Source organism: Thermoflavifilum thermophilum, assembly GCF_900116565.1.
In the GTDB taxonomy this organism is placed as follows: domain Bacteria; phylum Bacteroidota; class Bacteroidia; order Chitinophagales; family Chitinophagaceae; genus Thermoflavifilum; species Thermoflavifilum thermophilum.
Window position 1 is genome coordinate 1659777 of sequence record NZ_FPCJ01000001.1, and the last position, 26343, is coordinate 1686119.

The following is a 26343-nucleotide window of genomic DNA, read 5'->3' on the forward strand; positions in this document are numbered from 1 at the left end:
CCCAAACAGTTATAGCTCAACCCATTTCTTATCAGTTTTCCCCGATTCAATGACCCGTTCAATGAAGCGCATCCCTCTCACGCCCTCTTCCACGCCGGGGAAATCGAGCCATTCGGGCTGAGGCTTTGTGCCTTGCAGGCGCGCCTGAAGGGTTAAGGCAAAATTCCGGTACAGATTGGCAAAAGCTTCCAGGTAGCCTTCCGGGTGCCCGGCAGGTACGCGGGTATTGTGTTGGGCGTAGGATGAAAGCCCCGGTCCGCCTGTCCGAAGGAGTTGAGCGGGTTCATGCAGCCATTTCAACCAGAGGCTGTTGGCTTCATCCTGTTTCCATTCCAGCCCGCCCTTTTCGCCATAGACACGGATTTTCAGGCAATTTTCTTCTCCGGCTGCAATCTGGGATGCCATGAGCACACCGGTAGCTCCGTTATCGAATTCCAGCAATACGGCACCGTCGTCATCGAGTTTGCGGCCGGGTACTACCGTATTGATTTGGGCACAGAGCCGGATGACTTTCAGGCCTGTTACGTATTCTGCCAGGTTGAATGCATGCGTACCGATATCGCCCATGCAGCCGGCCATGCCGCTCTTGCCGGGATCGGTGCGCCAATTGGCCTGCTTGTTTTCGCCTCCTTCGATGTGCTCGCTCAGCCAGCCTTGCGGATATTCCACATACACTTTGCGAATCCTGCCCAGGCGGCCGGAAAGCACCACCTGGCGGGCTTCCTTCACCATAGGATAGCCGGTATAGGTATGGGTAAGGCATAGCAGCAGCCCCGATTGCTTGACAATTTTTTCTAGTTCGAGTGCTTCCTGCAGGTTAAACGTCATAGGCTTGTCGAGCACCACGTGAAATCCTCGTTCCAGCGCCAGTTTTGCGGGAGCAAAATGCAGATGATTGGGGGTAACGATAGAAACAAAATCCATTCGCTGATCGGCTGGCAATGCGGCTTCGCGTTCCATCATCTCCTCGAATGAACCATAAACCCTTTCTGCAGGCAGAAAAAGCGATTCGCCGGTAGCTTTTGATTTGGCCGGATCGCTGCTGAATGCCCCGCATACCAGATCAATTAAACCATCCATTCTTGCGGCTATCCGGTGGACGGCGCCAATAAAGGCTCCTTGTCCGCCCCCTACCATGCCCATACGGAGTTTTCTGTTTGCCATAATTCCAATTGTTTTTCTGATGATACACAAACTTGAAAAAAAATGCCGGAATCAGAAAATTATGCACATCGTTTTTATTTGCATCTTTTTAGAGCCACCTTTTCCGAATACGCGTGGCTGGCCGCGAAAATCTGCGTAACTTTACAGGTCATGAATGCCAGATTGGCATCAGGCGTGCTCAGTATGATTGTTGCAGCTCATGAAAGTATTTATATCATTCGACCACTTAATTTTTGATGATCATGTTGGGTTTATTGACAAAATTGTTTGGGGGAAACAAGTTTGAACGCGATGTAAAACTTATCCAGCCCATTGTAGCACAGATCAATGAAATTTATGAACAGCTCGCCGCCCTGACTAATGATGAGCTCAGGGCTAAAACACAGGAATTCAAGGCCCGGATACAGGAACATCTGGCAGAAATCGATGCCCGAATCCGGGAAACACAGGACCAGGCCGATGCTTTGCCGGACGAAGAAGTGGCACAGAAAGATGCTTTGTATCAGCAGGTGGATAAGCTGAAAAAAGAGCGGGATGAAAAGATCGAAGAAATCCTGAATGAAATCCTGCCGGAAGCATTTGCCGTGATGAAAGAAACCACCCGGCGCTTTGCCACAAATGATGAATTGCGGGCGAAGGCTACCGAACTGGATCGGAAACTGGCCACCCAGAAATCGTACATCCGGATTGAAGGCGATGAAGTGGTGTACAGTACTCACTGGGAAGCCGCCGGTAATCCGGTGAAATGGGATATGATTTATTTCGATGTGCAGCTCATTGGCGGTGTGGTGCTGCACCAGGGTAAGATCGCCGAAATGGCTACCGGTGAAGGTAAAACCCTGGTGGCTACCCTGCCGGCCTATCTGAATGCTTTGGCAGGCGAGGGTGTGCATATCGTCACGGTCAATGATTACCTGGCCCGGCGCGACCAGGAATGGAATGCCCCTTTGTTTGAATTCCTGGGGCTCACAGTGGATTGTATCGATAAATACGAGCCCAGCACGCCTCAGCGCCGCCAGGCCTATCTGGCTGATATCACCTATGGCACCAACAATGAATTTGGTTTCGATTACCTGCGCGACAACATGGTGCACAGCGTCGATGAAATCGTACAGCGCAAACACCATTATGCCATTGTGGACGAAGTGGATAGCGTATTGATTGATGATGCCCGTACACCGCTGATTATTTCCGGTCCCGTACCCCAGGGCGAAGAACAGCAATTTTATGAACTGAAACCCCGGGTAGAACGCCTGGTGGAACTGCAGAAAAAAGTTGTCAACAAATTTCTCAACGAAGCCAAAAAACTCATTGCCGAAGGGAAAGACGATTATCGTACCGGTGGTCTGGCCCTGCTGCGCGCCTACCGTGGGCTGCCCAAAAACAATGCCCTGATCAAATACCTGAGTGAAACGGGTATCAAGGTGATTCTGCAGAAGGCCGAAAACCACTACATGGCCGACCAGCAAAAGGAAATGCCTCTGGTAGATGAGGAATTGTATTTTGTGATTGATGAAAAAAACAATATTGTAGAGCTTACCGATAAAGGGATTCACGAGATCACCCGTGCCGGTGAAGATCCAAACTTTTTTGTGCTGCCCGATATTGGAGCCGAAATCGCTGAAATTGAAAATTCCTCCCTCTCGCCTGAACAAAAGTTGCAGAAAAAAGATGAGCTGATGCGCGATTTTGCCATCAAGGCCGAGCGTATCCACACTGTTCAGCAACTCCTCCGGGCTTATACCCTGTTTGAACGCGATGTGGATTATGTGGTCATCGATGGCAAGGTGAAAATTGTGGACGAACAAACGGGCCGAATCCTGGAAGGGCGCCGGTATTCCGAAGGGTTGCACCAGGCTATTGAAGCCAAGGAAAATGTGAAGGTGGAAGCTGCTACGCAAACTTTTGCCACCATTACCCTGCAGAATTATTTCCGTATGTATCACAAGCTGGCGGGTATGACTGGCACAGCCGCTACGGAGGCTACTGAGTTCTGGGAAATCTATAAGCTCGACGTTTCCATTATTCCCACTAATAAACCCATGATCCGGCAAGACTTCCAGGACCTGGTTTATAAAACCAAACGGGAAAAATACCGGGCCGTAATCGAAGAAATCGAACGCTTGCGCAATGCTGGCCGACCGGTGTTGGTGGGTACAACTTCTGTGGAAGTATCGGAGTTGCTGAGCCGCATGCTTACCCAGAAAAAAATTCCGCACAACGTGCTGAATGCCAAGCAGCACCAGCGCGAAGCCCAAATCATTGCTGAAGCCGGCCTGGCCGGTAAGGTGACCATCGCCACCAACATGGCCGGCCGCGGTACGGATATCAAGCTGGGTCCGGGTGTGAAAGAAGCCGGCGGATTGGCTATCATCGGCACCGAACGGCATGAAAGCCGACGGGTGGATAATCAGCTGCGTGGCCGTGCCGGCCGTCAGGGCGACCCGGGTACATCCCAGTTCTTCGTGTCGCTGGAAGATGACCTGATGCGCATGTTCGGCTCCGATCGCATTGCCGCCCTGATGGATAAAATGGGCTATAAGGAAGGCGAAGTGATCCAGCATAGCATGATCACCAAATCTATCGAACGAGCCCAGAAAAAAGTAGAAGAAAACAACTTCGGCATCCGGAAGCGCTTGCTGGAATACGATGATGTGATGAACAAACAACGCAACATCATCTATACCAAACGTAACCATGCCCTATACGGCGATCGCCTGGCTGTGGATCTGGATAATGCATTTTATGACGTAGCCCAGAACCTGATTATTCGCCATAAGAATGAAAACAATCACGAAGAGTTTGCCCTGGAAATTATCAAACTCTTCAGCTTCGAAACTTCCATCACACCGGAAGAACTGGAAAATCAGGACGAAAAGGAGCTTACCGAAAAGCTATATGGTGAGATTGTACGCCATTACCAGCAAAAAAAGCAGGCACTCATTCAGCAGGTGTTTCCCATCATTGAACAGATTTACAAAGAACAAGGCGAACGCATTGAAAATATTGCCATTCCATTTACCGATGGCAAAAAAGGATTGAACATCATTGCCAATCTGAAAAAAATCATCGAAACCCGCGGCCAGGAGCTTATCCATGCGCTGGAAAAAAATACCTTCCTGATCCTAATTGATGAAGCCTGGAAAGAACATCTGCGGGCTATGGACGACCTGAAGCAATCGGTGCAGAGCGCGGTATATGAACAAAAAGATCCGCTGGTCATTTACAAGATGGAGGCTTTCAACCTGTTCAAACAAATGGACAGTGAAACGCACCAGGAGATTGTTTCATTCCTGTGCCGGGCAAGCCTGCCCGTGCAGGAGGGTCAGCCACAGCAGCGCCAGGCTATCCGCGAAGGGCATGAACAACGTACCGATATGAGCCGCATGCGGGCTTCCAAAGAACAATATGGTCGGCAGTATGTGAATGAAGAGGGTGAGCTGGTAACTAACAGCGAACCTGTGAAGCATGAGCCCGTTCGGGTAGGACCCAAGATCGGCCGCAATGATCCCTGCCCGTGCGGAAGTGGAAAGAAATACAAACACTGCCATGGCCGTGAGGCATAAAAAATCATTAACCTATGTCATCCGCATCTGTTGCTTCCTACATTGATCATACCCTGCTGAAACCCACAGCGAAAGCAGCTGATATTGACCGGCTTTGCGAAGAAGCCATGCAATATGGTTTTGCGGCCGTTTGTGTACCGCCTTGTTACGTATCAAGAGCGCGGCAATATTTGCAGGGATCTCGTGTAAAAGTGGCTACCGTGGTGGGTTTTCCGTTGGGATATGCAACTATCGAAACCAAGCTGGCTGAAGCAAAACAGGCTATGGGAGAAGGTGCCGATGAGCTGGATATGGTTATGAATCTATCGGCCCTGTTTTCCGGTGATGAGGCCTATCTCAGGCGGGAAATAGAAACCATTTTACCGGTCGTTCATGACGGGAGTAAAATTCTTAAGTTGATTATTGAATCAGGTATCCTGTCAGAAGATCAGATCCGCTTTTGTTGTAACCTGTATGGCAATTATCCGGTCGATTTTCTGAAAACCTCCACCGGTTTTGCTGAAAAGGGTGCCAGCCTGGAGGCCGTGAAACTGATGCGCTCATTGTTGCCGGAAAATATTCAGATCAAGGCTTCCGGAGGGATTCGCCACTATGAGCAGGTGCGGCAATACCTGGAAGCCGGTGCAACCCGGATAGGCTGCAGTGCCGGCGTGGCCATCATGCAGGAAGCTATTCAGCAGGTTTAAATACACTGTATGTACAAATTGAACCTGAAATTGCTTGTATTCTTCGGATGGTTTGTGGTTGTTATGCTGATGGGATGTGTTTTTTCAGCTCAAGTGCGAGCCCAGCAGGCAGCCGCTCCGGCGGTGGAATGGATTCAGGATAGTGCTTTGACCCGGCTGGTGAACTTGTACCGGCAATATCATTTTTATGCCAACCGCTTTCATAAGGGATACCGGGTACAGGTGATCAGTACCGACGACCGGGAAAGGGCCAATCAGGTAAGGGCTTTGCTGCTGCAGCGGTTTCCGCAATACCGTGCTTATCTGCAATATCATGCACCTTATTTCCGGGTTCGGGTGGGCGATTTTTTAAACCAGGAGGATGCCATTCCCCTGCGTGATACCTTGCGTGAAATATTTTCTTCCGGGGTATTCATTGTACCGGATGTGATTGATGCAGAAGCCATTTTACCTTCCAGCCGTTGAAATCTGTTATTGAATCATGTTAGCACAGGTCAAATCTTTAGCCAGAGAAATTTATCCGCAACTGATAGCCATCCGTCATCACCTGCACCAGCATCCTGAGCTGTCGTTCCAGGAGCATCAGACCATGCAATTCATCATCGGAAAGTTGCAGGAATGGGGCATTCCTTACCGGGCACCGGTAGCCGGTACAGGTGTAGTGGGATTGATCGAGGGGCAAAACCCACAGTCGCGCATCGTGGCTTTGCGCGCCGATATCGATGCTTTGCCGATCGAAGAAGCCAATGACGTGCCTTATCGCTCGCAGCATCCGGGCGTGATGCATGCCTGCGGGCATGACGTGCATACCACCTGCTTGCTGGGCGCGGCGTATATCTTGCAGCAGTTGCGCCGCGAATGGCAGGGAACCGTAAAACTCATTTTCCAGCCCGGCGAGGAAAAACATCCCGGCGGCGCCAGCCTGATGATCCGCGATGGGGCTTTAGAAAACCCGCGTCCGTCGTGCATCTTAGGCATGCATGTGCATCCCGAGCTGCCGGTGGGCTACCTGGGCTTTCGCAGTGGGATTAGCATGGCCTCGGCTGATGAAATCTATATTACCATTCGGGGCAAAGGCGGCCATGCTGCTTCTCCCCATCTGACCACCGATACCATTCTGGCGGCTTCTCATGTAGTGGTGGCGCTGCAACAGGTCATCAGCCGGCAGAAAGATCCCTTTTCACCATCGGTGCTTTCCATCTGTGCCTTCAACGGCGGATACACCACCAACGTGATTCCTACGGAAGTCAAGCTGCTGGGCACATTCCGGGCCATGAATGAAACCTGGCGTTTCCGGGCCCATGAACTCATTCGCAACACCGTTCAGCATGTGACTCAGGCCATGGGTGCTGAAGCCGAAGTAGAAATTCCGGTAGGATATCCATGCCTGGTGAACGATGAACAGGTAACAACGGCGGCTCGTAGATTGGCTGAACAATATCTGGATGCTGCGCATGTCAAAGACGTAGATCCCCGCATGGGTGCGGAAGATTTTGCGTTTTATTCACAGGTCATTCCGGCTTGTTTTTTCAGGCTGGGAGTAGCAGCCCCAGAAAAAGGCGTAGGACCCACCGTGCACACACCGCAATTTGACATTGATGAGCGGGCCATTGAAATTGGAGCCGGCATCATGGCCTGGTTGGGAGCCCATATCCAGCAATGAATTCCATTTGCCTGACTCATTTTTCTGGAGCGCAGGCTTTATACACCCAACGCATCATCCCAATTCCGGATAGAGGGGAAATTGTTCCATGAACTGGTTGACAGCCGATTTCACGGTGGCGATTTTATGTTCATTATCCGGATCACAAATCAGTTCGTCGATCCATTCCACAATCTGCGGCATGTGTTCCTCTTTCAATCCACGTGTGGTAATGGCCGGCACGCCCACGCGGATACCCGAGGTAACGAAAGGCGATTTGTCGTCGAAGGGCACCATGTTTTTGTTCACTGTGATATCGGCCTTCACCAGGGTTTGTTCGGCTTTTCGACCGGTAATGTTTTTGTTGCGCAGGTCAATCAGCAGCAAATGGTTATCCGTGCCGCCAGATACGATATGATAGCCTTTATCCAGAAAAGCTTTGGCCATGGCCTGGGCGTTGGCAATGATTTGTTTGGCGTATTGGGTGAAATCGTCGGTGAGGATTTCGAAAAATGCCACGGCTTTCGCGGCAATCACATGTTCCAGCGGGCCGCCCTGGATGCCCGGAAACACGGCGGCGTCGATCAGCGAGCTCATCATACGGGTTTCACCTTTAGGCGTCTTGATGCCAAAAGGATTTTCAAAATCCTTACCCATCAGAATCATGCCTCCGCGCGGGCCCCGCAGGGTTTTGTGGGTGGTGGTGGTAACAAAATGGCAATGCTCAAAAGGCGATTGCAGGAGGTTTTTGGCAATCAGTCCGGCCGGATGGGCAATATCGGCCATGACAAAAGCGCCAATCTCATCGGCTATGCGACGGATACGCGCGTAATCCCAGTCGCGGCTATAGGCCGAAGCACCACAAATGATCAGCTTGGGTTTTTCGGCCAGGGCCACCTGTTCCAGCTGATCATAATCGACCCGTCCGGTTTCGCGATCCACGCCATAAAACAAGGCCTGATAAAGCCTTCCGGAATAGTTCACCGGCGAGCCGTGCGTGAGATGACCGCCCATGCTGAGGTTGAGCCCCAGGATTTTATCCCCTGGCTGCAACACGGCCAGCATCACAGCGGCATTGGCCTGTGCACCTGAGTGGGGTTGTACATTGGCATACGGAACCCCAAATATTTGTTTAGCCCGATCGATGGCCAACTGTTCGCTTTGATCAACAAACTCACATCCTCCATAATACCGATGCCCGGGATAGCCTTCCGCATATTTATTGGTCATCACCTGACCCATGGCTTGCATTACCTGCAGGCTGGTAAAGTTTTCCGAAGCAATCAATTCCAGGCCTTTGCGCTGGCGTTCCAGTTCCTGGCGGATGATATCAAAGATTTGTTGATCGCGAAGCATATGTGTTTTTGGCAAAAATAGGCCATAAATATGTTCCTGATGGATTTTATCTCCGGTTAAATTATGGTAATTTCAGCCTGCTGTATCCAAGCAAAATCATGGCAATGCATACACTTATGGGAATTTTTCCACACCGTGTATCGATGCAAACAGGCTAAACGCACAGAAAACCTATTTTTGGCGAAAGGAAGATTACAACCTTAACCCGATATCATGAAAGCAATTATTCCTGTTGCGGGTGCCGGAACCAAGCTCCGGCCGCATACCCACACCCAGCCCAAAGCATTGATACCTCTGGCTGGCAAGCCTTTGCTCGATTTTATCATTGACCCCTTGCATGAAGCCGGTATCCAGGAATTTATTTTCATTACCGGGCATTTGGGCGAAAAAATTCGTGCCTATGTGGAACAGAAATATCCCTTTTTGCAAAGCCATTTTGTACATCAAACCGAACGCGAAGGAGTAGGCCATGCGGTGTGGCTGGCACGGGAATGGGTGCAGCACGATGAAGTGTTGATCATGCTTGGCGATACCATCTGTGAATTTGACTACAAAGCCATCATACAGGCCAGGCAAAATTTATTGGGCATTAAAAAAGTGGATGATCCTCGTGATTTTGGGGTAGCAGAAATTGATGAAGCTACTCAGCGTATTCTACACGTGGAAGAAAAACCCCAGATTCCGACCTCCAATACAGCCCTGGTGGGTGTGTATAAAATCATTGATACCGATGCATTGTTTGATTGCCTGACGCATCAGGTGCAACACAACATTCGTTCACACGACGAAATTCAACTCACCGATGCAATAGAATGCATGATCCGGAAAGGCATTTCATTTGTTCCTTTCAAGGTTACAGTTTGGTTTGATTGCGGCAGAAAGGACAAGCTCTTAGAGTCGAATGCCACGTTATTAAAAAAGCAGCCACCCGTTCCGATTCCTGAAGGTGTGGTTGAAAACAGCATCATTGTGCAGCCGGTAAGCATTGCTGAAGGATGCAGGATCAAAGATTCCATCATTGGTCCCAATGTAACGATCGGTGAGCATACGCTCATTCATCGCTGCATTATCCAGCAATCCATCATTGGGGCCTACAGCAAATTAAAAGAGGTGGTGCTATCAGATTCATTGATTGGAAGCGATGCACATATCAAGGGTTTGTCGCAGCATCTCAATATTGGCGATAATACAGAAATTGATTTTGCATAATCGGTTATGGATAATCGTGTAACCCGGCTATTGGGTATTCAGTATCCCATCATTCAAGCAGGCATGGTGTGGACCTCCGGCTGGAAGCTGGCCAGTGCGGTAAGCAATGCCGGAGGATTGGGTTTGATTGGTTCGGGCAGCATGTATCCGGAAATATTGCGCGAGCATATTCGCAAGTGCAAGTCTGCAACAGACAAACCTTTTGGCGTAAACGTCCCCTTGCTGTATCCCGATATTGAGCAGCACATGCAAATCATTGTGGAAGAAGGGGTGCGCATTGTATTCACTTCCGGTGGCAGTCCTTCCAAATGGACGCCTTTTCTGAAATCGCATGGCATAACGGTGGTGCATGTGGTGCCGGGAGCAAAGTATGCCATGAAAGCCGAACAGGCAGGTTGCGATGCTGTTGTAGCCGAAGGATTTGAAGCTGGAGGGCATAATGGCCGCGAGGAAACCACCACCATGTGCTTGATTCCGCTGGTTTGTGCAGCCGTGCAGATTCCGGTAATTGCTGCGGGAGGCATTGCCAGTGGCCGGGCCATGATGGCTGCATTTGCGTTGGGTGCAGAGGGCGTGCAGATTGGTACCCGCTTCGTAGCCACGCACGAGGCTTCTTCTCATCCGGCTTTCAAGCAAGCCGTGGTGCAGGCGCAGGAAGGAGATACCATGCTTACTTTGAAAAAACTTGTGCCTGTGCGCTTGCTGAAAAACGCATTTTTCCAGCAGGTGCAGGAAGCCGAAAACCGCTGTGCCTCGGTAGAAGAACTCAAAAATTTACTGGGAAGAAGTCGTGCCAAAAAAGGCATGTTTGAAGGGGATCTGGAAAACGGTGAACTGGAAATTGGCCAGATATGTGCGCTGGTGCGGGAAATCAAGCCTGCTGCAGAAGTGGTGAAGGAAATATGGGAGGAATTTTGCAGGGTCCGTAGGCAAATCGTTGAAATGAAGTTAGCATAAAGGAAACCATGCAAGTTGTTTGTGGCGGAGAATCATTGACATTATTGCCGGAAAAAGCCATTTACTGGGAAAAACAGGCTGCTCTGATTGTAGCTGATCTGCATCTGGGAAAAGCCATGCATTTCCGCAGGGCAGGCATAGCTGTACCTGCAGAGCTAAATCAGGAAAATCTCAGGCTGTTGCAAAAACTTATTGTGCGCTATGCTCCACAACAAATCATCATGCTGGGCGATTTGTTTCACAGCCAGTTGAATTATCAGGTAGAGGAATGGTATGTGTGGCGCAAACAATTCCCTGACATCACATTTCATCTTGTAAAAGGCAATCACGATATCCTGGCAGAGGAAGAGTACAATCGCCTGCAGATTCAAGTTCATCATGAGCTGAAACTGGGGCCTTTCCACATGGTGCATGTACCGCAGGGAGATATGGAAACAGCAAGCAGTTATTTTTTGTGCGGACATATTCATCCCTGTGTGCGCATCCAGGGCAAAGCCAGGCAATCGGTGGTAATGCCCTGTTTTTATTTTACACAGACCTATGCCGTTTTACCTGCATTTGGGAAATTTACCGGTCGCCATTTCATTCGTTTTGCAAGTGGTGCAAAGGTGTATGCTGTTTTGGGAAATGAAGTGGTGGAAGTGCCTGCTGGTTGAAATGCCCAATGGTTATGCCCGTTTGGATGAAGAAGATGACCGTTGCAATTTGTCGATGCGTGATTGCAGTTGCTGTACTACTTCAGCCAGTTGTTCCACCCCTATGCGGGGCTTTTGTGCTGGGCGGCTGATGATCAGATCGGCCTGCCAGATTTCCAGAATATCTTCTTTGGAAACGCTGTAGGGCGGATAGGCCGGATTGTCGGATACCAGGGTAATTTTCTGCGGTTGCCGGTTGCTTTTCTGAATTCGTTTGTACACAATACCTTCCTGCCGGGTTACCACTATGCAGGGTTGCTGGTTTTTGACATCTTCCAGCCGCTCCACGCGATGCCCTACGACAACTGATCCCGACTCCACCGGCAGCATGGAATCACCACTGATTTCAAAAGCGCGATAGTGGCCCGCACCCAGCATGGGCAAGGTGAAAGTATTAAGTTCTTCGATAAATTCTTCATCACTATATCCCTGCAAGTAGCCAGCAGCGGCTTTTTGCGGGACAAATTCAATGCGCTGGCGGGGCGTTTGCTGGGCCTGTTCTTTCAGGCGTCGAAAGCGTACACCCGGGGCTGACAGATCCTGCCACAGCAAATCCTCCAGCGAAATGCCAAACCACTCCGAAATCTTTTGCAGTACATCCAGCCTCGGTTCGGCTCTTTGCTCTTCATACGCGCCCAGCAACGACCGTTTGATGCCCAGCCGATCGGCAAATGCTTGTTGGGTAAGTCCCTTCTGCTGACGCAGGATGCGAATGTTTTTTCCGGCCAGGGATGCCATAAGTGTTAGTCTAAAATTCAGAATTGCTAACAAATTTAGTAAGCTTTTGCAAAACAGGCATGGAAAAATTGGAAATCAGGAGTTTGACCTGTATTTTTGTTTGGCTGTCATAAAATGCTTATCTCATGCACACTTTCTTTTTGATTCTGCATAACTGGATGCGTTGGGTGGTGATTTTACTGGGCCTGTGGGCATGGTTCAGCGCATTCACCCAATTTATGGGTGATAAAAAATATTTGCCCGTACATCGCCGTAGCGGATTGCTTTTTATGATTAGCTGCGATCTGCAGTTATTGATTGGTATCATCCTGTACATCGTGGGAGGATGGCTGTCCCGGTGGAGTGAGATGTCGCAAACCATGCAACAAGCCTCTGCGAGATTTTTTACCGTAGAACATGAAACGTTGATGATCATAGCCTGGATTTTGGTACACGTGGGTTGGAGCCGGGTAAAAAAAGCCCAGAGCGACCAGCAAAAACTCGCCCGTTCACTTGTTTTCTTTGGCATTGCCTTGCTGCTGATCATCATTGCCATACCCTGGCCATTCCGGGAAGTGGCTCGCCCCTGGTTGCGGACATAAAATTTGAAAATGGGATGACCAGACGAATCATAGCTAATTTGCCAGCTGGTAGATAAATGTGTATTTTTGTTATCCTGTTTGACATTCATTTTTAACCCTTTAAAATCGATAGATTATGGCATTTACACTTCCTTCCTTACCGTATGCTTTTGATGCACTGGAACCCCATATTGATAAGACCACGATGGAAATTCATCACGGCAAGCATCATGGCGGCTATGTGACCAACCTGAATAATGCTATTGCGGGCACGGATGCCGAAAACAAAACCATTGAAGAAATTCTGAAACAGGTATCCAAATATCCGGTAGCTGTGCGCAACAATGGAGGTGGGCATTATAACCACTCTTTGTTCTGGACCATCTTATCTCCGCAGGGTGGCGGACAGCCTTCGGGTAAGCTGGCCGAGGCCATCAATAGTACTTTTGGCAGCTTTGACAAGTTTAAAGAAGAGTTTAACAAAGCCGCTTTGGGTCGTTTCGGCAGTGGCTGGGCCTGGTTGATTGTGCAGAACGGCAAACTGGTCATTACTTCCACGCCCAATCAGGATAATCCGCTGATGGATGTGGCCGAACAGCAAGGTACGCCGATATTCGGACTGGACGTATGGGAACATGCCTATTACCTGAAATATCAGAACCGCCGCGCCGATTATGTGAATGCCTTCTGGAACATCGTGAACTGGCCCGAGGTAGAAAAGCGTTATGAAGCGGCATTGAAATCATGAACTGGCAAATGCATAAAGCAAAGCCCGCTTCTGAAGCGGGCTTTTTAGTTTTTTTGAATCAAAAATAGAAAGATCACCCCAGCAATTTGTGCAGGTATTGATAGCTTTCCGTAATGCTTACAAAGGGATCCCCTGGACATACATCCTGTTCCACAAAGAAATGCTGCATGCCTGCTTGTCGCGCATGCGCAAAGATGGTTTTAAAATCAATAATGCCATGGCCTACTTCCGTAAAAAACTGCTTAGGTGTATTATCCATATCCTTTACATGCCAGAGTACAAAGCGGCCGGGATATTTGGCAAACAGCTTGAGCGGATCCTGCCCGGCTTTTTTGACCCAGTAAATATCCATTTCCATTTTTACCAGGTTGGGATCGGTTGATTTCAGCAACACCTCATAAGGAATCTGCCCGTCAATGGGTTCAAATTCAAAATTGTGGTTATGATAGCAAAATTGGATGCCGGCCTGCTTGCATTGTTCGCCTGCCCGATTGAAAATATCAGCAATTTTTTTGTACTGATCGAGGGTTTTCCGTTCATCGGGCATCAGGAAGGCGCATACCATGTATTGTTGACCCACCGTATGGGCATCTTCAATGGCTTTTTCCCAGCCGTTTTGGATGCTGCCCAGGGGAGAACGGGAAGTTTTTTCCAATCCGCCAAGGATATAATGTCCGCTAATTTGTTGCAGATGGTTCTGATTCAACAGTTGCTTGTAGGCCTTTGCCTCATAGCCGTAAAATTTTTCGGTGCCCGTGTAGGTAGCGGCTTCCACTTCATTGTAACCTATGCGAGCTACATGCGCCAGGGATCCTGCAGGATCTTTGGCCATGGCATCGCGAATGGTGTAAAGTTGCAGGCCAATAGCCCGGCTCTGGGCTTCGGTATCAGGCAAAAGAGGCGCGGCCAGTACGGCAGCTGTCATTACCGAAAGCTGTTGCAGGAAAGATCTTCTGGTAGTCATGGGTAACAATTTGAAAGATACAGATTGAAAGATACAGACTCAAAGTACTGGATAATTTTTGAAAAAAAGAATCTTCTTTTGAACATTCCCACAAGACCGTCAAAAAAGTATAAAAAAAGGTTAAAAAAGTATTTGTTTTTTTAAAACAAATCGCATAAGTTTGTCTGTCGATACGGTTTTGACTCCTTTACCCATTAAACCACTGTATATGAATTTGGTTTACTCCTTACCCGCTTTGGTTTCTCCTTCATTTGGTTATTCTTCTCTGATTGCTTCCCGGTTGTGTTTTCTGGACCCCTTTCCTTGATATGCGTGTTGGGCATGAGAGTGATAGCTTTTATGCTGTCTGCTCAGGTGAGATAGTTGTTTGAATATTCTTTCGAAATAGATAGTTCAAAAATTGATCTTTTAACCCATAAACCAGATCTGCACAATGAAACACAGACTTACACAGTTGTTTCGGGCTGTGATGATCCTGGGTGCCGTGGCCCTGAGCACCCAGGCTTTAGCCCAGCGAACCGTCCGGGGAACCATTCTCAATGCGACGGATAATTCTCCCATCGTCGGGGCCTCCATTCAGGTAAAAGGAACGAACACCGGTGCTGTTTCAGGGCCGGATGGTTCCTTTAGCATTCAGGTGCCGAATGACCAGGCCGTGCTGGTGATATCTTTTATTGGGTTTAACTCCCAACAGGTGCCGGTGGATGGGCATTCTACCCTCACCATTAAACTTCAGGAAAGCGCCAGCCAGCTCAACGAAGTGGTGGTGACGGGGTACACTGCACAACAGAAAAAAGACATCACCGGTTCTGTATCCATTGTGAATGTGGATAATCTCAAGCAAATTCCCGCAGGAACGCTGGAGTCCCAATTGCAAGGGATGGCAGCCGGGGTAACGGTAATCAACTCCGGTGTGCCCGGTGGTGGAAGCAATTTCCGGATCAGGGGTATCACCTCACTGGGTAACACCGATCCATTGATTATTGTAGATGGTGTGCAGGTGGGAAGTATGCAGGACATCAATCCTTATGATATCGAATCTATTCAAGTCCTCAAAGATGCCGGTGCGGCAGCCATTTACGGCGTGCGCGGATCCAATGGTGTGGTGATTATAACTACTAAAAAAGGGAAAGCCGGAGCTACCAAAGTAAATTATGACGGCTACATTGGTACCCAGCGGCCGTTGAGTGGGAATGTCTGGAATATTGCCACTCCTCAGGAAGAAGCAAACCTGATTTGGCAAGCTTATAAAAACGACGGCATTACGCCCAGCCATCCGCAGTATGGAAGTGGGCCTACTCCTGTATTACCCGACTATATTATCCCTACCGGTGCTAAAGAAGGGGACCCGGGTACCAGTCCATCCGATTATGTATTTGATCCCGGACAGCCCGACGATAACCGCATCACCCGGGCCAACAAAGCAGGGACCGACTGGTTTCATGCGATATTCAAGCCAGCCCTGCAAATGCAGCACTCCATCTCTGCCAGTGGTGGAACTGATAAATCCAATTACCTGTTCTCGCTCGAGTACTTGAATCAGGAAGGTACTTTGATTTATACTTACCTGAAAAGATATGGCGTTCGGATGAACAGTAATTTCAAAGTGGGTGATCATATCCGGGTAGGTGAAAATGCATATGTTTACTACAAACAAAATCCGGGTTTCACCAACCAGAACGAAGGAAATGCTATCTCCTTCAGCTATCGGGAACCGCCGATTATTCCTATCTATGATATCATGGGTAATTTTGCAGGCACAGGAGCTAAAAACTTAAGTAACTCACAAAATCCTTATGCGAACCAATATCGAACAAAAGATAACAAGTCCAATGACTGGGCCGTTTTAGGCGATGTGTATGCCGAAGTGGATTTCCTGAAGCATTTTACCGCCCGTACCCAATTTGGTGGAAATTATGACAACTACTATTACTATTTCTTTACTTATACCGCCTACGAAAATGCCGAAGGAGCTACCAATCCCAATAGCTACACCGAAGGAGCTGGATACAACAGCAGCTGGACCTGGACCAACACTTTGAGATACAGCCAGCAGTTTGGTAGTCATAATGTGGCACTGCTGGTGGGTTCGGAAGCCGTGAACAATTTTGGGCGATCTATGGTGGCTAGCCGAACCAATTACGTCATTACCGACCCCACCTACTGGGAACTGAACACAGGTAGTGGTGCAGTATCAAACAGCGGTAGTGTATATACAAACAATACTTTGTTCTCCTTGTTTGGCCGATTGGATTACAGCTATAAAGACAAGTACTTGCTGGCGGCCACCCTGCGGCGGGATGGTTCGTCTATGCTGGCGCCGGAATCCCGCTATGGCTACTTCCCCTCGGTATCGTTGGCATGGCGTATTTCTCAGGAATCGTTCATGAAAAATATTACTTGGATCAATGATCTGAAGATCAGAGGTGGATGGGGTAAATTGGGTTCCTTGAGCAACATTAATCCCACTAATGCTTACACATTATATTCACAGTTCGCCAGTAAGTCTTACTACGACTTGAATGGAACAGGAACATCTTCTTTATTGGGCTGGTATAATAGCCAGCTGGGTAATCCAAAAGCCAAATGGGAGGGCGATATCCTGACTAATGTGGGTTTTGATGCAACTATTTTAGGTGATCGGCTGGACATTTCACTGGACTGGTATAAGAAAGCTATCAGTGGTTTATTGTTTCCTGTAACTTTGCCAGCAACGGCTGGTGGAGCTGCTTCCCCATTTGTGAACTTAGGAAATATTCAGAATACTGGAATTGACTTCAGTGGCACCTACCATGCCCGGATTAGCAGCGATTTCAATCTGGATCTGACCGGAACGCTGACTTCTTACAACAATAAAATTGTGAAGCTGCCTTTCCAGTATCAGGATTATTACAGTGCGGGTTCAACTCGTATTGGTGCATTTACCCGTGCACAGGTGGGTCATCCTATCGGTGCTTTCTTTGGATATAAAGTGATTGGCTATTTCAAAGATGCCAACGATGTCGCCAAATCACCTACTCAAACGGGTGCTGCTCCTGGCTTTTTCAAATATCTGGATGCCAATGGCGATGGACAAATCACAGATGCTGATAGGGTGTTCTTTGGCAATCCCAATCCGAAGTTTACTTATGGATTAAATATAGCAGCTACATATAAGAACTTCGATTTATCAGCCTTTTTCTATGGTGTGTATGGAAATGATGTGATCAATTATGTGAAATACTGGACCGATTTCTGGCAGGTATTCCAGGGAGCTGTAAGCAAAGAAGCTGTGTACGATTCCTGGACACCCACCAACCCCAATCCCAAAACACCGATCCTTACTACCAAAGCCAATTTCAGCAATACCACGGTGTTCAATTCGTGGTATATGGAAAAAGGATCCTATTTCAGGTGTAAACAACTGCAAATCGGATATACCATTCCAACTGCACGCCTGTCAAAAGTCGGGATTGACCGCTTGCGGATTTATGTACAGGCTGCCAACCTGTTCACCATCACCAAATACAGCGGACTGGATCCTGAATTGCAGGGTTCTAACCTGAACGATAACAGCAATTTTGGGATCGATTTCGGAAACTATCCAGCGAATCAGAAAGCTTATTTTGTGGGTGTTAATCTTTCATTCTAATTGTTTACATCTAAAACCGTACGGAAATGAAACGACAATATAAATTCTGGATCAGCTTTTCCATTGTAGGAACTTGCCTGATTTCCTTGTATTCCTGCAAAAACTTCCTCGATAAACCACCAATAGGTGCCGTAAGCCAGCAAACACTGGCCACGCCTGAAGGCATTCAGCAATTGCTGATTGGAGCTTATTCCTTGCTAGATGGCGAAGGAGGAAACAATTCCGGTTGGGGTTCTGCAGCATCCAATTGGGTGTATGGCGATGTGTGTGCGGATAATGCATACAAAGGATCCACCCCTTCTGACCAGGGCGACATTGTGCCGCTGGAAACCTGGAGTGCCGATCCCAGCAACAGTTACCCGGCTCAAAAATGGGATGCCATGTACGATGGTATCCAACGAGCCAATGATGTAATTCGTACCATTCGCATTGCCAAAAACTTAGGAACACTGGATACCACGGAAGTAATTGCCGAAGCCCGTTTTCTACGTGGGTTTTATCATTTTGAACTCTACCGGGTATTTAAGAATATTCCCTATGTGGATGAAAGCATTACTTATACCAACAACAATTTCAATGCTCCCAATGTAGATGCTTCTGGCAATTATATCGATCCGCTTCCCAACATTGAAGCCGATTTTCAGTTTGCCATGACCAATCTGCCTGCTGTACAATCCGAGCCTGGTAGAGCCAATAAATATGCCGCTGAAGCTTTTCTGGCCTGGTGCTATATGTATGAACTGAAATATTCACAGGCGAAGGGGTTGCTGGATGATATCATCCAAAACGGAGTGAATGCCAAAGGACAGAAATATGCATTGCAGCCCGTTTTTGCTAATAACTTCAACCCCGACCCTTCGGCTAAAAATAGCACGGAAAGCGTATTTGCTGTGCAAATGTCAGTGAACGACAATTCAGGCGATGCAGCCAATATCACAGGTAACGCAAATGGAAATTATGGAGATGTATTGAATTTCCCGTACAATGCGGGTCCAGGTGCTTGTTGTGGATTTGATAATCCTTCGGAAGATCTGGCCAATGCTTTCAAAACGGATAATAATGGCCTACCCTTATTCCAGAATAATGCTTATCAACAGGGAAATAATGTGAGTGATACCCTGAATCCTTGGACGGGATTTCTGGATCCGCGTATTGACTGGACCATGGGTCGGCCAGGCATTCCCTATCTGGATTGGGGGCCTCAAAATCCCTCTTGGATTCGGGATGTATCTAACGACTGGTTATTCAGCCCCAAGAAAAATGTATATGCTAAAAGCCAAAAGGGTACGTATTCCGATGTATCTACTTTCTGGGCTTCAACAGAACTTACCGCTAATAATGTCAATGTAATCCGTTATTCCCAGATTTTGCTCTGGGAAGCCGAATGTAACGCTGAACTGGGCGACCTGAACCAGGCTCAGGTGTATGTGGACAGTGTAAGGGCGCGGGCTGCTAATAAGGCCGGCTGGGTCTATAAAAATGCTTCCTTCGACGCCAAGAGTTTTACTTATTCACCCCAAACCACACCGGCTGATAATTATAAAATCAGCACTTATACCAGCGTCTATGGTCCAGGTTATTTTGCTTCTCTGGGTAAAAATGCGGCGCTTGAGGCTATTCGTTTTGAAGAACGGCTTGAATTTGCCATGGAAGGCCATCGCTTCTTCGATCTGCAAAGATGGGATAAGGAATCGCCCGGGTATATGGCTACAGTGTTAAATAAATATGCTCAACTTACCGCTGTTCGTGTACCTTATATGACGGGAGCGAAGTTCACGCAAGGCAAGAATGAAATCTTTGCCATTCCGCAGTCGCAGATTGATATTGAAAACAAGACAGGTACCATTTATCTCAAACAAAATCCCGGATACTAATATCGATTCCCAATTTATTTCTTGAAATGCAAAACAGGAGGCTCTTCCAGGTGCCTCCTGTTTTTTATCTTAAGTTTTGGGGTAACAAACAGGATGAAGGGGGTCAACAACACGAAAGCCTACGCCTTCAGAAATTCAATCCACGGCAATTCCGGTTTATCCCATTCAATCCAATACATGCCTTCAGCTAAAAAATGCAGATGAAAAATCAATTCCTGCTCACCTGGCCTGAGCAACAAGGTGCGGCCCGACCAGATACGCATATTGTAATCTTTGATTTCCATTCGAACATGAACAAAACTTTCACTCCGGAATATCACATGCATGTTTTGATGCACCGTTCGGGGATAATACCTGACCAGAACCACTGTTGTGGCACTGCGAACTGAGTATGCCATAGGATAAGGAAATACGGGTAAGGTTTTCATCATGAGGCTAAAATACCTGCAAAATCTACCTGCCGGATTTGCAAGGGGGTAAAATCAAAAAATCTGTGGGCGAATGCAGGGAAAAATGAGGACTAAAAATGATGATTATCTGAAATAAAAGTTTTTCAGAAAATCTTCTTTGTAATTTCTGCCAATAGGCAAATGTTGTTTATTGATGACCACTTCCTGTTCGGTAAACGATTGAATAGCCTGAAGATTTACAGCATAGGAGCGGTGAATACGAACCAGCTGTGGTGATTGAATTTTCTCGATGAGTTGTGCCAGAGGTATGCGCAGGCTGTATTTCTTATCATTTGTATGCAAATGCACATAGTTGTCGTCGGCACTGGCATATAAGATATCGGCTGTGCGGATTTTGATGAATCGGTAGTTTTGCTTGATAAAAATAAACTCATCATACTGAAGAATGCTCTCTTTTTCCTGTGTGGGATTTGTGTAAACATTATCTCTTGCTTCGTCTGTGTTGGCAGAAGGCAGTGAAATCATTTTCCCGGTACGCTGCCTATACAGGGCAAAGTTGTTCAGAGCCAGTTCAATGGCAATGCGCACATGATGGATATCATAAGGTTTGGAAAGAAAGGCAGCAGGATAGGTTTGTTTAACGCGTTGAATGGTTTCATGATCCGTATAGGCTGTAAGATAAATCAAGGGCACTTGTTTGATGGCCATCAATTCCTTGGCGGTTTCCACGCCATCTTTTTCACCCCGGATATGAATATCCATCAACAGCAGATCTACTTGATGAGAGGTAAATAATGTTTTGGCTTCTTCTGCATGATCGGCAATGCCCACGATATGATATCCCTCGTGTTGCAGGCCTGTGGCCAGATCGAGCGCCACAATCGATTCATCTTCTACGATGAGAATATGGATGTGTTCATCAGGCATGCATCAGGCTGATTTGGGAATAGAAAAGGAAAATGTGGTTGCGTGCTGTTGAATATCCAATTCCTGCCGGGCTCTTAGTTGTTTGCAAAGTGTAGCTACCAGTTGATGGCCGAATGATTGATTGTTAGAAAGCCAGCGATTTTTATCCCATGTTTGGCTGGAATATCGGATAGTAAGATGCATGTGATCCTTGTGTTCTTCAAAATTGATATGCAATGCGGGTTGAGGCAGATCCATGAATGCATATTTGAAAGCATTGGTGAGGATTTCGTTGGCCATTAAGCCAAGTGGCAAAGCTTTCTCCACATCCAGCCACTGGCAATTGCTGGTTACCTGCAAATCGAATGTATCCGGATCATAACCAAAGGCAATGATGAGAGATTGTGCCAGTTCGGATAAATAGTCCTGGATGTGAATGGTAGTGAGTTGATCGGTTTGATACAATCGCTGATGGATGAGGCTCATAGCCCACACGCGTTGCTGACTTTCGCGAAAAGCCTGCCTGGTTGGTTCATCGCTTGTTTTATAACCCTGCAAGCTCAACAAGCTGCTCACAATTTGCAGATTGTTTTTCACCCGGTGATGCAATTCCTTCATCATCGTTTTCAATTGCTCAGATTGCAGGGCAATTAGTTTTTTTTGTTTTTCTGTTTTTAAATATTGCCAGATCACTGTTCCCAGCAAGAGACCCATTAGCAGGAGTGTTCCTGCCAGCAGACTAATTTGCCGGGTTTTAGCTTGATTCTGTATATTCAATTGCTGGATGGTAGATTCTTTTTGGAGGGTCTGATATTTGGTTTGCATATCGGCAATCTGTTGGGTTTTCTCCACATTGGCCATAGAATCGTTGATGGTATTGTAGAGCTCATAGTAATACAAGGCAGAATCGAACTGGCGAGCCGCTTTAAAACTTTCATACGCTTGTTCATAGGCATTCAGTAACCGATCGGGCATGCGCAACGATTGAGCAGCAGCTACCGTTTTACGGGCATAGGCAATAGACTTCTGGAGATTTCCCATTTGTTGATACACATAAGCCACGTTGCCATAGTTATAAGAAAGGCTAATGAGGTTGTGATTTTTCTCATTAATAGCAATGGCTTTTGACAGGTATTCGAGCGCTTTTGCATAATTATGGTCATACTCCGTAGCAATCTGGCTGAGATTATTGTACAGTTTGGGAATATATTTTGTGGCTTTGCCAGAAAGCTGAATCAATTTCATGGCTTTTAGATAACAGCTACGTGCTGAATCATAATATTTTTCATAAGGATGAACCTGGCCAATATCGCGGAAAATGATACCCTGTACATTCAGGGCATCAACCCAGCCGGCCGTATCGTGAATTTGTTGGCAAATAGCGGCTGCCTTTCGGGCATAATCAATTCCCTGCCAGCTGTAGGCCAGGGTGCGATCGATAGTGCCCAATTGTTTGCATATTTCACCCAGATACGAATAGGCAAGCGCTTCGGAGGCATATTTTTTTTGCCGATGAAATGCTTCGGCAGCCTGAATTCCAAAAGATGTGGCTTGGTTCAAATCGCGTTTTTCAAATGCCTCTATGCATCTTGCCAGCAGGCTATCGGCCGGGAGATGAAAAGCAAAAGTATCTTTTAAAGCTTTATTGGAAATTGGGTAAGGCTGAAAAGAAAAGTGTAAGAATGCCGCCTGCAGCCATAGAGGCCAAAAGAAGCAGCCATATCGTAAACCTTCTATCATGTGTGATATACAAAACTAATAAACCTCAGCATAAAAAGCACCGGGCTATCCGGATGCAAGGATTCTACTATGTGTACACACTCAAGGTCATGAAAAAATGTGCGGTTATCCTATTTTTTGATTTGAATTTCATAACTTTAGCCTCGAATGAGCTTTTAAGCATATGATGGCCTATCCTTTGAAACGACCGCTTGCAAGGCTAATATTGAATCAGGGATATGAACCGTGTTGCCATCATCAACATTTCAGGTCTTTCGGTTGATTTGATCAGAAAATTCACTCCTCAGTTAGATACCTGGTTATCGGGTGTGCGTTATGCTCCTATTCAGGCTTCGTTTCCTATGCTTTCGCCCAGCATGCAGGCGAGCTTTTTAACCGGAAGCTGGCCTACGGATCATGGTATTGTGGGCAATGGCTGGTACGAAGCTGATCAGGCTTTGATTCATTGGCAGTTTCCCTCAGGTAGGCTCATCCAGCATCCCGGCATCTGGCAGAGGATGAAAGCAAAATATCCGGATTTTCGGTGTGCCCTTATTGGTTGGCATCATTATTTTCAAAACAGCTGCGATATTGTAGCTGGTTTTAAACCTTACCGGATGGCTTTCTGGCCGCCTGTTCCGCAGGTATATGTGAAGCCGAAATCATTGCTCACCCGTTTGGCAGAAGAATGGGAAGAATTTCGGGATCTGCTTTATCGGAAAGAAATGGCCACACCTTCGCGCATCCGGAGTGAGGCTGAAGAGTTGCAGCAGATGAATGAACGTATTTTTCGCACGGCACAGTGGGTTGAAATGCATGAGAAGCCTCATCTCACCTGCATTTCGCTTCCTGAACTATCTTACCAATTTCCCGTAAAAGGATTGGAGACTGCGCAGCTGGGTACTATATTGGCATCTGTAGATCGGTTGTGCATGCAGCTGATTTCACTGTATGAAGCTCATGATGTGCAGGTCATGCTGCTTTCGGATGAGGTGTATACGCCCGTACATCAGCCCGTTTATATAAACCGGTTGCTTCGGGAAGAAGGATGGCTGGAGGTGATTTCGCAGTACGGTCAGGAATTCCTGGATGTGATGGAGTCAAAGGCTTTTGCCGTGGCCGATCATCAAATAGCACACGTATATGTGCAGGATCCGAAGCAGGCCCGTCGGCTGAAGGCCTTTTTGCAGCAAATAGATGGTGTGGCAGCTGTTTGGGACAGAGCTGAAAAACGAAACCGGCGTATTGCTCATCCAAGAGCCGGAGATTACGTGGTGATTGCAGAATCCGGCCGGTGGTTTGCTTATGATTACTGGCGAAGCAAAGAAGCAGCACCTTACCAACATTATGCAATGGCGTATGCCGAACCTTATGGTACTTATGCCTTGTTGGGATCTGCGCCAGGCAGGCAATCACAAGCACCCTCATCGTCTTTGCAGACAGATTTTCCGGAAACAAATGCTCATGCACCAGATACTTTGATAAAAGCTGCTTCCGGATGTGTGGAACTTGATCGAAACCATGCACCTTTGTTTGCAGCAGCCATGGCATTGCCGGAATGCATCAGTCCTGTTGATGTCTATGGCTTTATTGTACAGGCGTTGCAAGGCAACTGAATGCATTTTCTTCATCTTCATGCAATATCAGGAGTATGTATCAGGCAGCTGATTATTGAGGCTGTCATCCACCGAGCTGAATATCTTTTTTCATTTTTACATGAGGAATGGTGACTTCTGTAAATACATCGCCTGTCACCGTATAACCATGTTTCTGGTAAAATGCCATGGCATATACCCGCGCATGCAGCACAATGGTCTGGAATTCTTTTGATCTGGCTATTTGTTCGGCGTATTGCAATAAGGCAGTACCCATTTTTTGTCGTTGAAAATGGGTCTCCACTGCCATTTGGCGCAGCCTCACAGTTTGATGATCAACTGGGCTCAGCACACAACAGGCTATCAGCTGATTGGTGAGTAACAAAAAAGCACCCACATGCCAATCGTTTTTTTCTGCGATCAGTTCATCTGCTGAAAACCGCAGCCCCAGCGGAATGCGCAATATCTTTTCGCGCAACCGGATCATTTCCTGATAAGATGCTGAACCGTAGGGAATCAGTTCAAAACGAAGCGGAAGTGACAACATCGTTTAATAAGTTATTGCACCAGATCTCCTTTCAATTGCAGCAGTGTAATTTCAGCCTGTTTGGCATTATATCGAGCGGTAATAAGCCTTGCTTGTGCGTCGGCCAGTCCTTGCTGAGCCGTTCTGACGTCAAGCGTAGTCGTTTGTCCTTGTTCAAATGCAGCCAGGGCGATATGTACATTTTCTTCGGCTACCTGCACGTTGTTTTCTTCCAGTTGCATGGCTTGAATAAAATAGCGATAATCCCGATATGCATTCTGCAGGGCTAATTCAAGCTGACTGGTTTGGTTCTGCAGATTTACTTGCTGATATTGAATATTCAATTGTGCGTCTTCGATTTGCCGTTTGATATCGAATCCATGAAAGATGGGAATGCTGGCTGAAAAGCCATAGGTGAGTCCCAGATTGCGGTTGGAAATAGGTTGATATGGATTGGTAGCCTGGGAATTTTGTTTATTGAAGCTATAGGTGGTGTTAAAAGAAAGGGTGGGAAAACGTTGGGCGCGGGTAATTTGCAAATTGTTTTGTGCAATTTGAATATCTTTTGAAGCAATTAACAGATCCGGATTTTGCTGCAACGCCTCGGTTTTAAGATTGGTAATCTGCAAGGTGGTATCAACGGGAATGGAATCTTCTACTTCAAAATCCTGATCGGGTGGCAATGCAATCAATTGATTCAGGGAAGCTTTGGTTTTCGAAATCAACGTTTGTTGTTGTAAATAAGCTGAACGTTGCGCGTTTAAGTCAACCTGGGCTTGAAGTACATCCAGTTTGGATCCCAGCCCGGAAGCAAATTTATTTTGTGCAATACGCACTCTTTCTTCTGAAATCTGCATCTGTTCAGCAATAGCAGCCAGCTGTTGTTTTTGCTGGACAATTTGATAATAAGTATTCATGATAGCTGCAACCGTTTGGATCACCTGGCTTTTAACCGCTAATTCACCTCTGTCGCGAATGTTTTTCAGTTCATCAGCAGCGGCAAACATGCGCAAACCATCGAACAAAGTCCAGTTTAAATTGCCGGTAAGGTTCCAGACGTTCGATCGTGCATTTTTTTTATCTACCTTTCTGCCATCAGAAAAAGATTGATTCACATTGTTGGATGACCAGTTGCGTGTAGCATTCAGGTTGATTTGCGGAAGCAAAGCCCCGTAAGCATAGCGGTAATCATTATTGGCCACTTCTTGTTCATTTCTGGCCATTAAAATGTTATAGTTGTTTTTGATACCTATGGCAATGGCTTGATCGAGTGTCATCAACGGTTGTGCTGATACTTTAGCCAGCAAACTTATCAGCAACATAAAACAGGCAACTAATGGAAATTTAGAAAACATCAGACGCAAGTATTTCATCATGCAAATCATCTTCTGCAAAAA

Annotated in this window: 21 protein-coding genes; 12 read left to right on the forward strand and 9 right to left on the reverse strand. The window is 47.1% G+C overall.

Annotated elements, in window-relative coordinates; all coding sequences use genetic code 11:
• Positions 1-9 precede the first annotated feature (9 nt).
• Positions 10-1164 (reverse strand): Gfo/Idh/MocA family protein, encoded by a 1155-nt coding sequence (locus BM367_RS07105; protein ID WP_092459312.1) that lies wholly within the window; start codon positions 1162-1164, stop codon positions 10-12.
• A gap of 242 nt (positions 1165-1406) precedes the next feature.
• On the opposite strand from BM367_RS07105, the gene secA reads away from it, so the two are divergent.
• The 4 genes from secA to BM367_RS07130 are packed head-to-tail and all read left to right on the forward strand — an operon-like array spanning position 1407 to position 7079.
• Positions 1407-4730, forward strand: coding sequence for a preprotein translocase subunit SecA (secA, locus tag BM367_RS07115; RefSeq protein ID WP_092460959.1), 3324 nt, complete (start codon positions 1407-1409; stop codon positions 4728-4730).
• A 14-nt stretch (positions 4731-4744) separates the two neighbouring features.
• Positions 4745-5416 (forward strand): deoxyribose-phosphate aldolase, encoded by a 672-nt coding sequence (deoC, locus tag BM367_RS07120; protein WP_092459316.1) that lies wholly within the window; start codon positions 4745-4747, stop codon positions 5414-5416.
• A gap of 9 nt (positions 5417-5425) precedes the next feature.
• Entirely contained in the window at positions 5426-5881 is a 456-nt protein-coding gene (locus BM367_RS07125) for an SPOR domain-containing protein (protein WP_092459318.1), read from the forward strand.
• A 16-nt stretch (positions 5882-5897) separates the two neighbouring features.
• The gene (locus tag BM367_RS07130; RefSeq protein ID WP_092459320.1) at positions 5898-7079 is read left to right on the forward strand and encodes a M20 metallopeptidase family protein; all 1182 of its coding nucleotides are present in this window, start codon (positions 5898-5900) and stop codon (positions 7077-7079) included.
• A gap of 54 nt (positions 7080-7133) precedes the next feature.
• Here BM367_RS07130 and BM367_RS07135 read toward each other — a convergent pair whose 3' ends face one another.
• A complete protein-coding gene (locus tag BM367_RS07135; RefSeq protein WP_092459322.1) occupies positions 7134-8414 on the reverse strand; it encodes a serine hydroxymethyltransferase in 1281 nt (426 codons plus the stop codon).
• 213 nt (positions 8415-8627) lie between these two features.
• Here BM367_RS07135 and BM367_RS07140 point away from each other — a divergent pair, with 213 nt between their 5' ends.
• Genes BM367_RS07140 through pdeM form a run of 3 tightly spaced genes read left to right on the forward strand, consistent with a single transcriptional unit; the run spans position 8628 to position 11236 of the window.
• Positions 8628-9623, forward strand: a complete 996-nt coding sequence (locus BM367_RS07140; RefSeq protein WP_092459324.1) for a sugar phosphate nucleotidyltransferase — start codon at positions 8628-8630, stop codon at positions 9621-9623.
• A 6-nt stretch (positions 9624-9629) separates the two neighbouring features.
• Entirely contained in the window at positions 9630-10580 is a 951-nt protein-coding gene (locus tag BM367_RS07145; RefSeq protein WP_092459326.1) for an NAD(P)H-dependent flavin oxidoreductase, read from the forward strand.
• Positions 10581-10588: 8 nt separating this feature from the next.
• The gene (gene pdeM / locus BM367_RS07150; RefSeq protein ID WP_092459328.1) at positions 10589-11236 is read left to right on the forward strand and encodes a ligase-associated DNA damage response endonuclease PdeM; all 648 of its coding nucleotides are present in this window, start codon (positions 10589-10591) and stop codon (positions 11234-11236) included.
• 12 nt (positions 11237-11248) lie between these two features.
• Here the strand turns inward: pdeM and BM367_RS07155 are convergent, their stop codons facing one another.
• The gene (locus BM367_RS07155; protein ID WP_092459330.1) at positions 11249-12013 is read right to left on the reverse strand and encodes an XRE family transcriptional regulator; all 765 of its coding nucleotides are present in this window, start codon (positions 12011-12013) and stop codon (positions 11249-11251) included.
• A gap of 125 nt (positions 12014-12138) precedes the next feature.
• Here BM367_RS07155 and BM367_RS07160 point away from each other — a divergent pair, with 125 nt between their 5' ends.
• Together BM367_RS07160 and BM367_RS07165 are read left to right on the forward strand one after the other, a co-directional pair.
• A complete protein-coding gene (locus BM367_RS07160) occupies positions 12139-12594 on the forward strand; it encodes a hypothetical protein (RefSeq protein ID WP_092459332.1) in 456 nt (151 codons plus the stop codon).
• A 115-nt stretch (positions 12595-12709) separates the two neighbouring features.
• Positions 12710-13321 (forward strand): superoxide dismutase, encoded by a 612-nt coding sequence (locus BM367_RS07165; RefSeq protein WP_092459334.1) that lies wholly within the window; start codon positions 12710-12712, stop codon positions 13319-13321.
• A gap of 73 nt (positions 13322-13394) precedes the next feature.
• Here the strand turns inward: BM367_RS07165 and BM367_RS07170 are convergent, their stop codons facing one another.
• On the reverse strand, positions 13395-14285 hold the full coding sequence (locus BM367_RS07170; RefSeq protein WP_092459336.1) for a sugar phosphate isomerase/epimerase family protein: 891 nt from the start codon (positions 14283-14285) through the stop codon (positions 13395-13397).
• A 433-nt stretch (positions 14286-14718) separates the two neighbouring features.
• On the opposite strand from BM367_RS07170, the gene BM367_RS07175 reads away from it, so the two are divergent.
• On the forward strand, positions 14719-17916 hold the full coding sequence (locus BM367_RS07175) for a SusC/RagA family TonB-linked outer membrane protein (protein WP_092459338.1): 3198 nt from the start codon (positions 14719-14721) through the stop codon (positions 17914-17916).
• A gap of 26 nt (positions 17917-17942) precedes the next feature.
• Positions 17943-19790, forward strand: coding sequence for a RagB/SusD family nutrient uptake outer membrane protein (locus BM367_RS07180; protein WP_092459340.1), 1848 nt, complete (start codon positions 17943-17945; stop codon positions 19788-19790).
• 119 nt (positions 19791-19909) lie between these two features.
• Here BM367_RS07180 and BM367_RS07185 read toward each other — a convergent pair whose 3' ends face one another.
• The 3 genes from BM367_RS07185 to BM367_RS07195 form a co-directional block, all read right to left on the reverse strand.
• Positions 19910-20188 carry a hypothetical protein gene (locus BM367_RS07185; RefSeq protein WP_143103979.1) on the reverse strand — a complete coding sequence of 93 codons (279 nt, stop codon included), beginning with the start codon at positions 20186-20188 and terminating at the stop codon, positions 19910-19912.
• A gap of 135 nt (positions 20189-20323) precedes the next feature.
• Positions 20324-21127, reverse strand: a complete 804-nt coding sequence (locus BM367_RS07190; protein ID WP_092459344.1) for a LytR/AlgR family response regulator transcription factor — start codon at positions 21125-21127, stop codon at positions 20324-20326.
• A gap of 3 nt (positions 21128-21130) precedes the next feature.
• Positions 21131-22846: a tetratricopeptide repeat-containing sensor histidine kinase gene (locus BM367_RS07195; protein WP_092459346.1), complete on the reverse strand. Its 1716-nt coding sequence runs from the start codon at positions 22844-22846 to the stop codon at positions 21131-21133.
• A gap of 218 nt (positions 22847-23064) precedes the next feature.
• Here BM367_RS07195 and BM367_RS07200 point away from each other — a divergent pair, with 218 nt between their 5' ends.
• Positions 23065-24441, forward strand: coding sequence for an alkaline phosphatase family protein (locus tag BM367_RS07200; protein WP_092459348.1), 1377 nt, complete (start codon positions 23065-23067; stop codon positions 24439-24441).
• A gap of 64 nt (positions 24442-24505) precedes the next feature.
• Here BM367_RS07200 and BM367_RS07205 read toward each other — a convergent pair whose 3' ends face one another.
• Entirely contained in the window at positions 24506-24967 is a 462-nt protein-coding gene (locus BM367_RS07205; RefSeq protein WP_092459350.1) for a GNAT family N-acetyltransferase, read from the reverse strand.
• Between the two features lie 11 nt (positions 24968-24978).
• A complete protein-coding gene (locus BM367_RS07210; RefSeq protein ID WP_177224145.1) occupies positions 24979-26268 on the reverse strand; it encodes a TolC family protein in 1290 nt (429 codons plus the stop codon).
• Positions 26269-26343 lie beyond the last annotated feature (75 nt).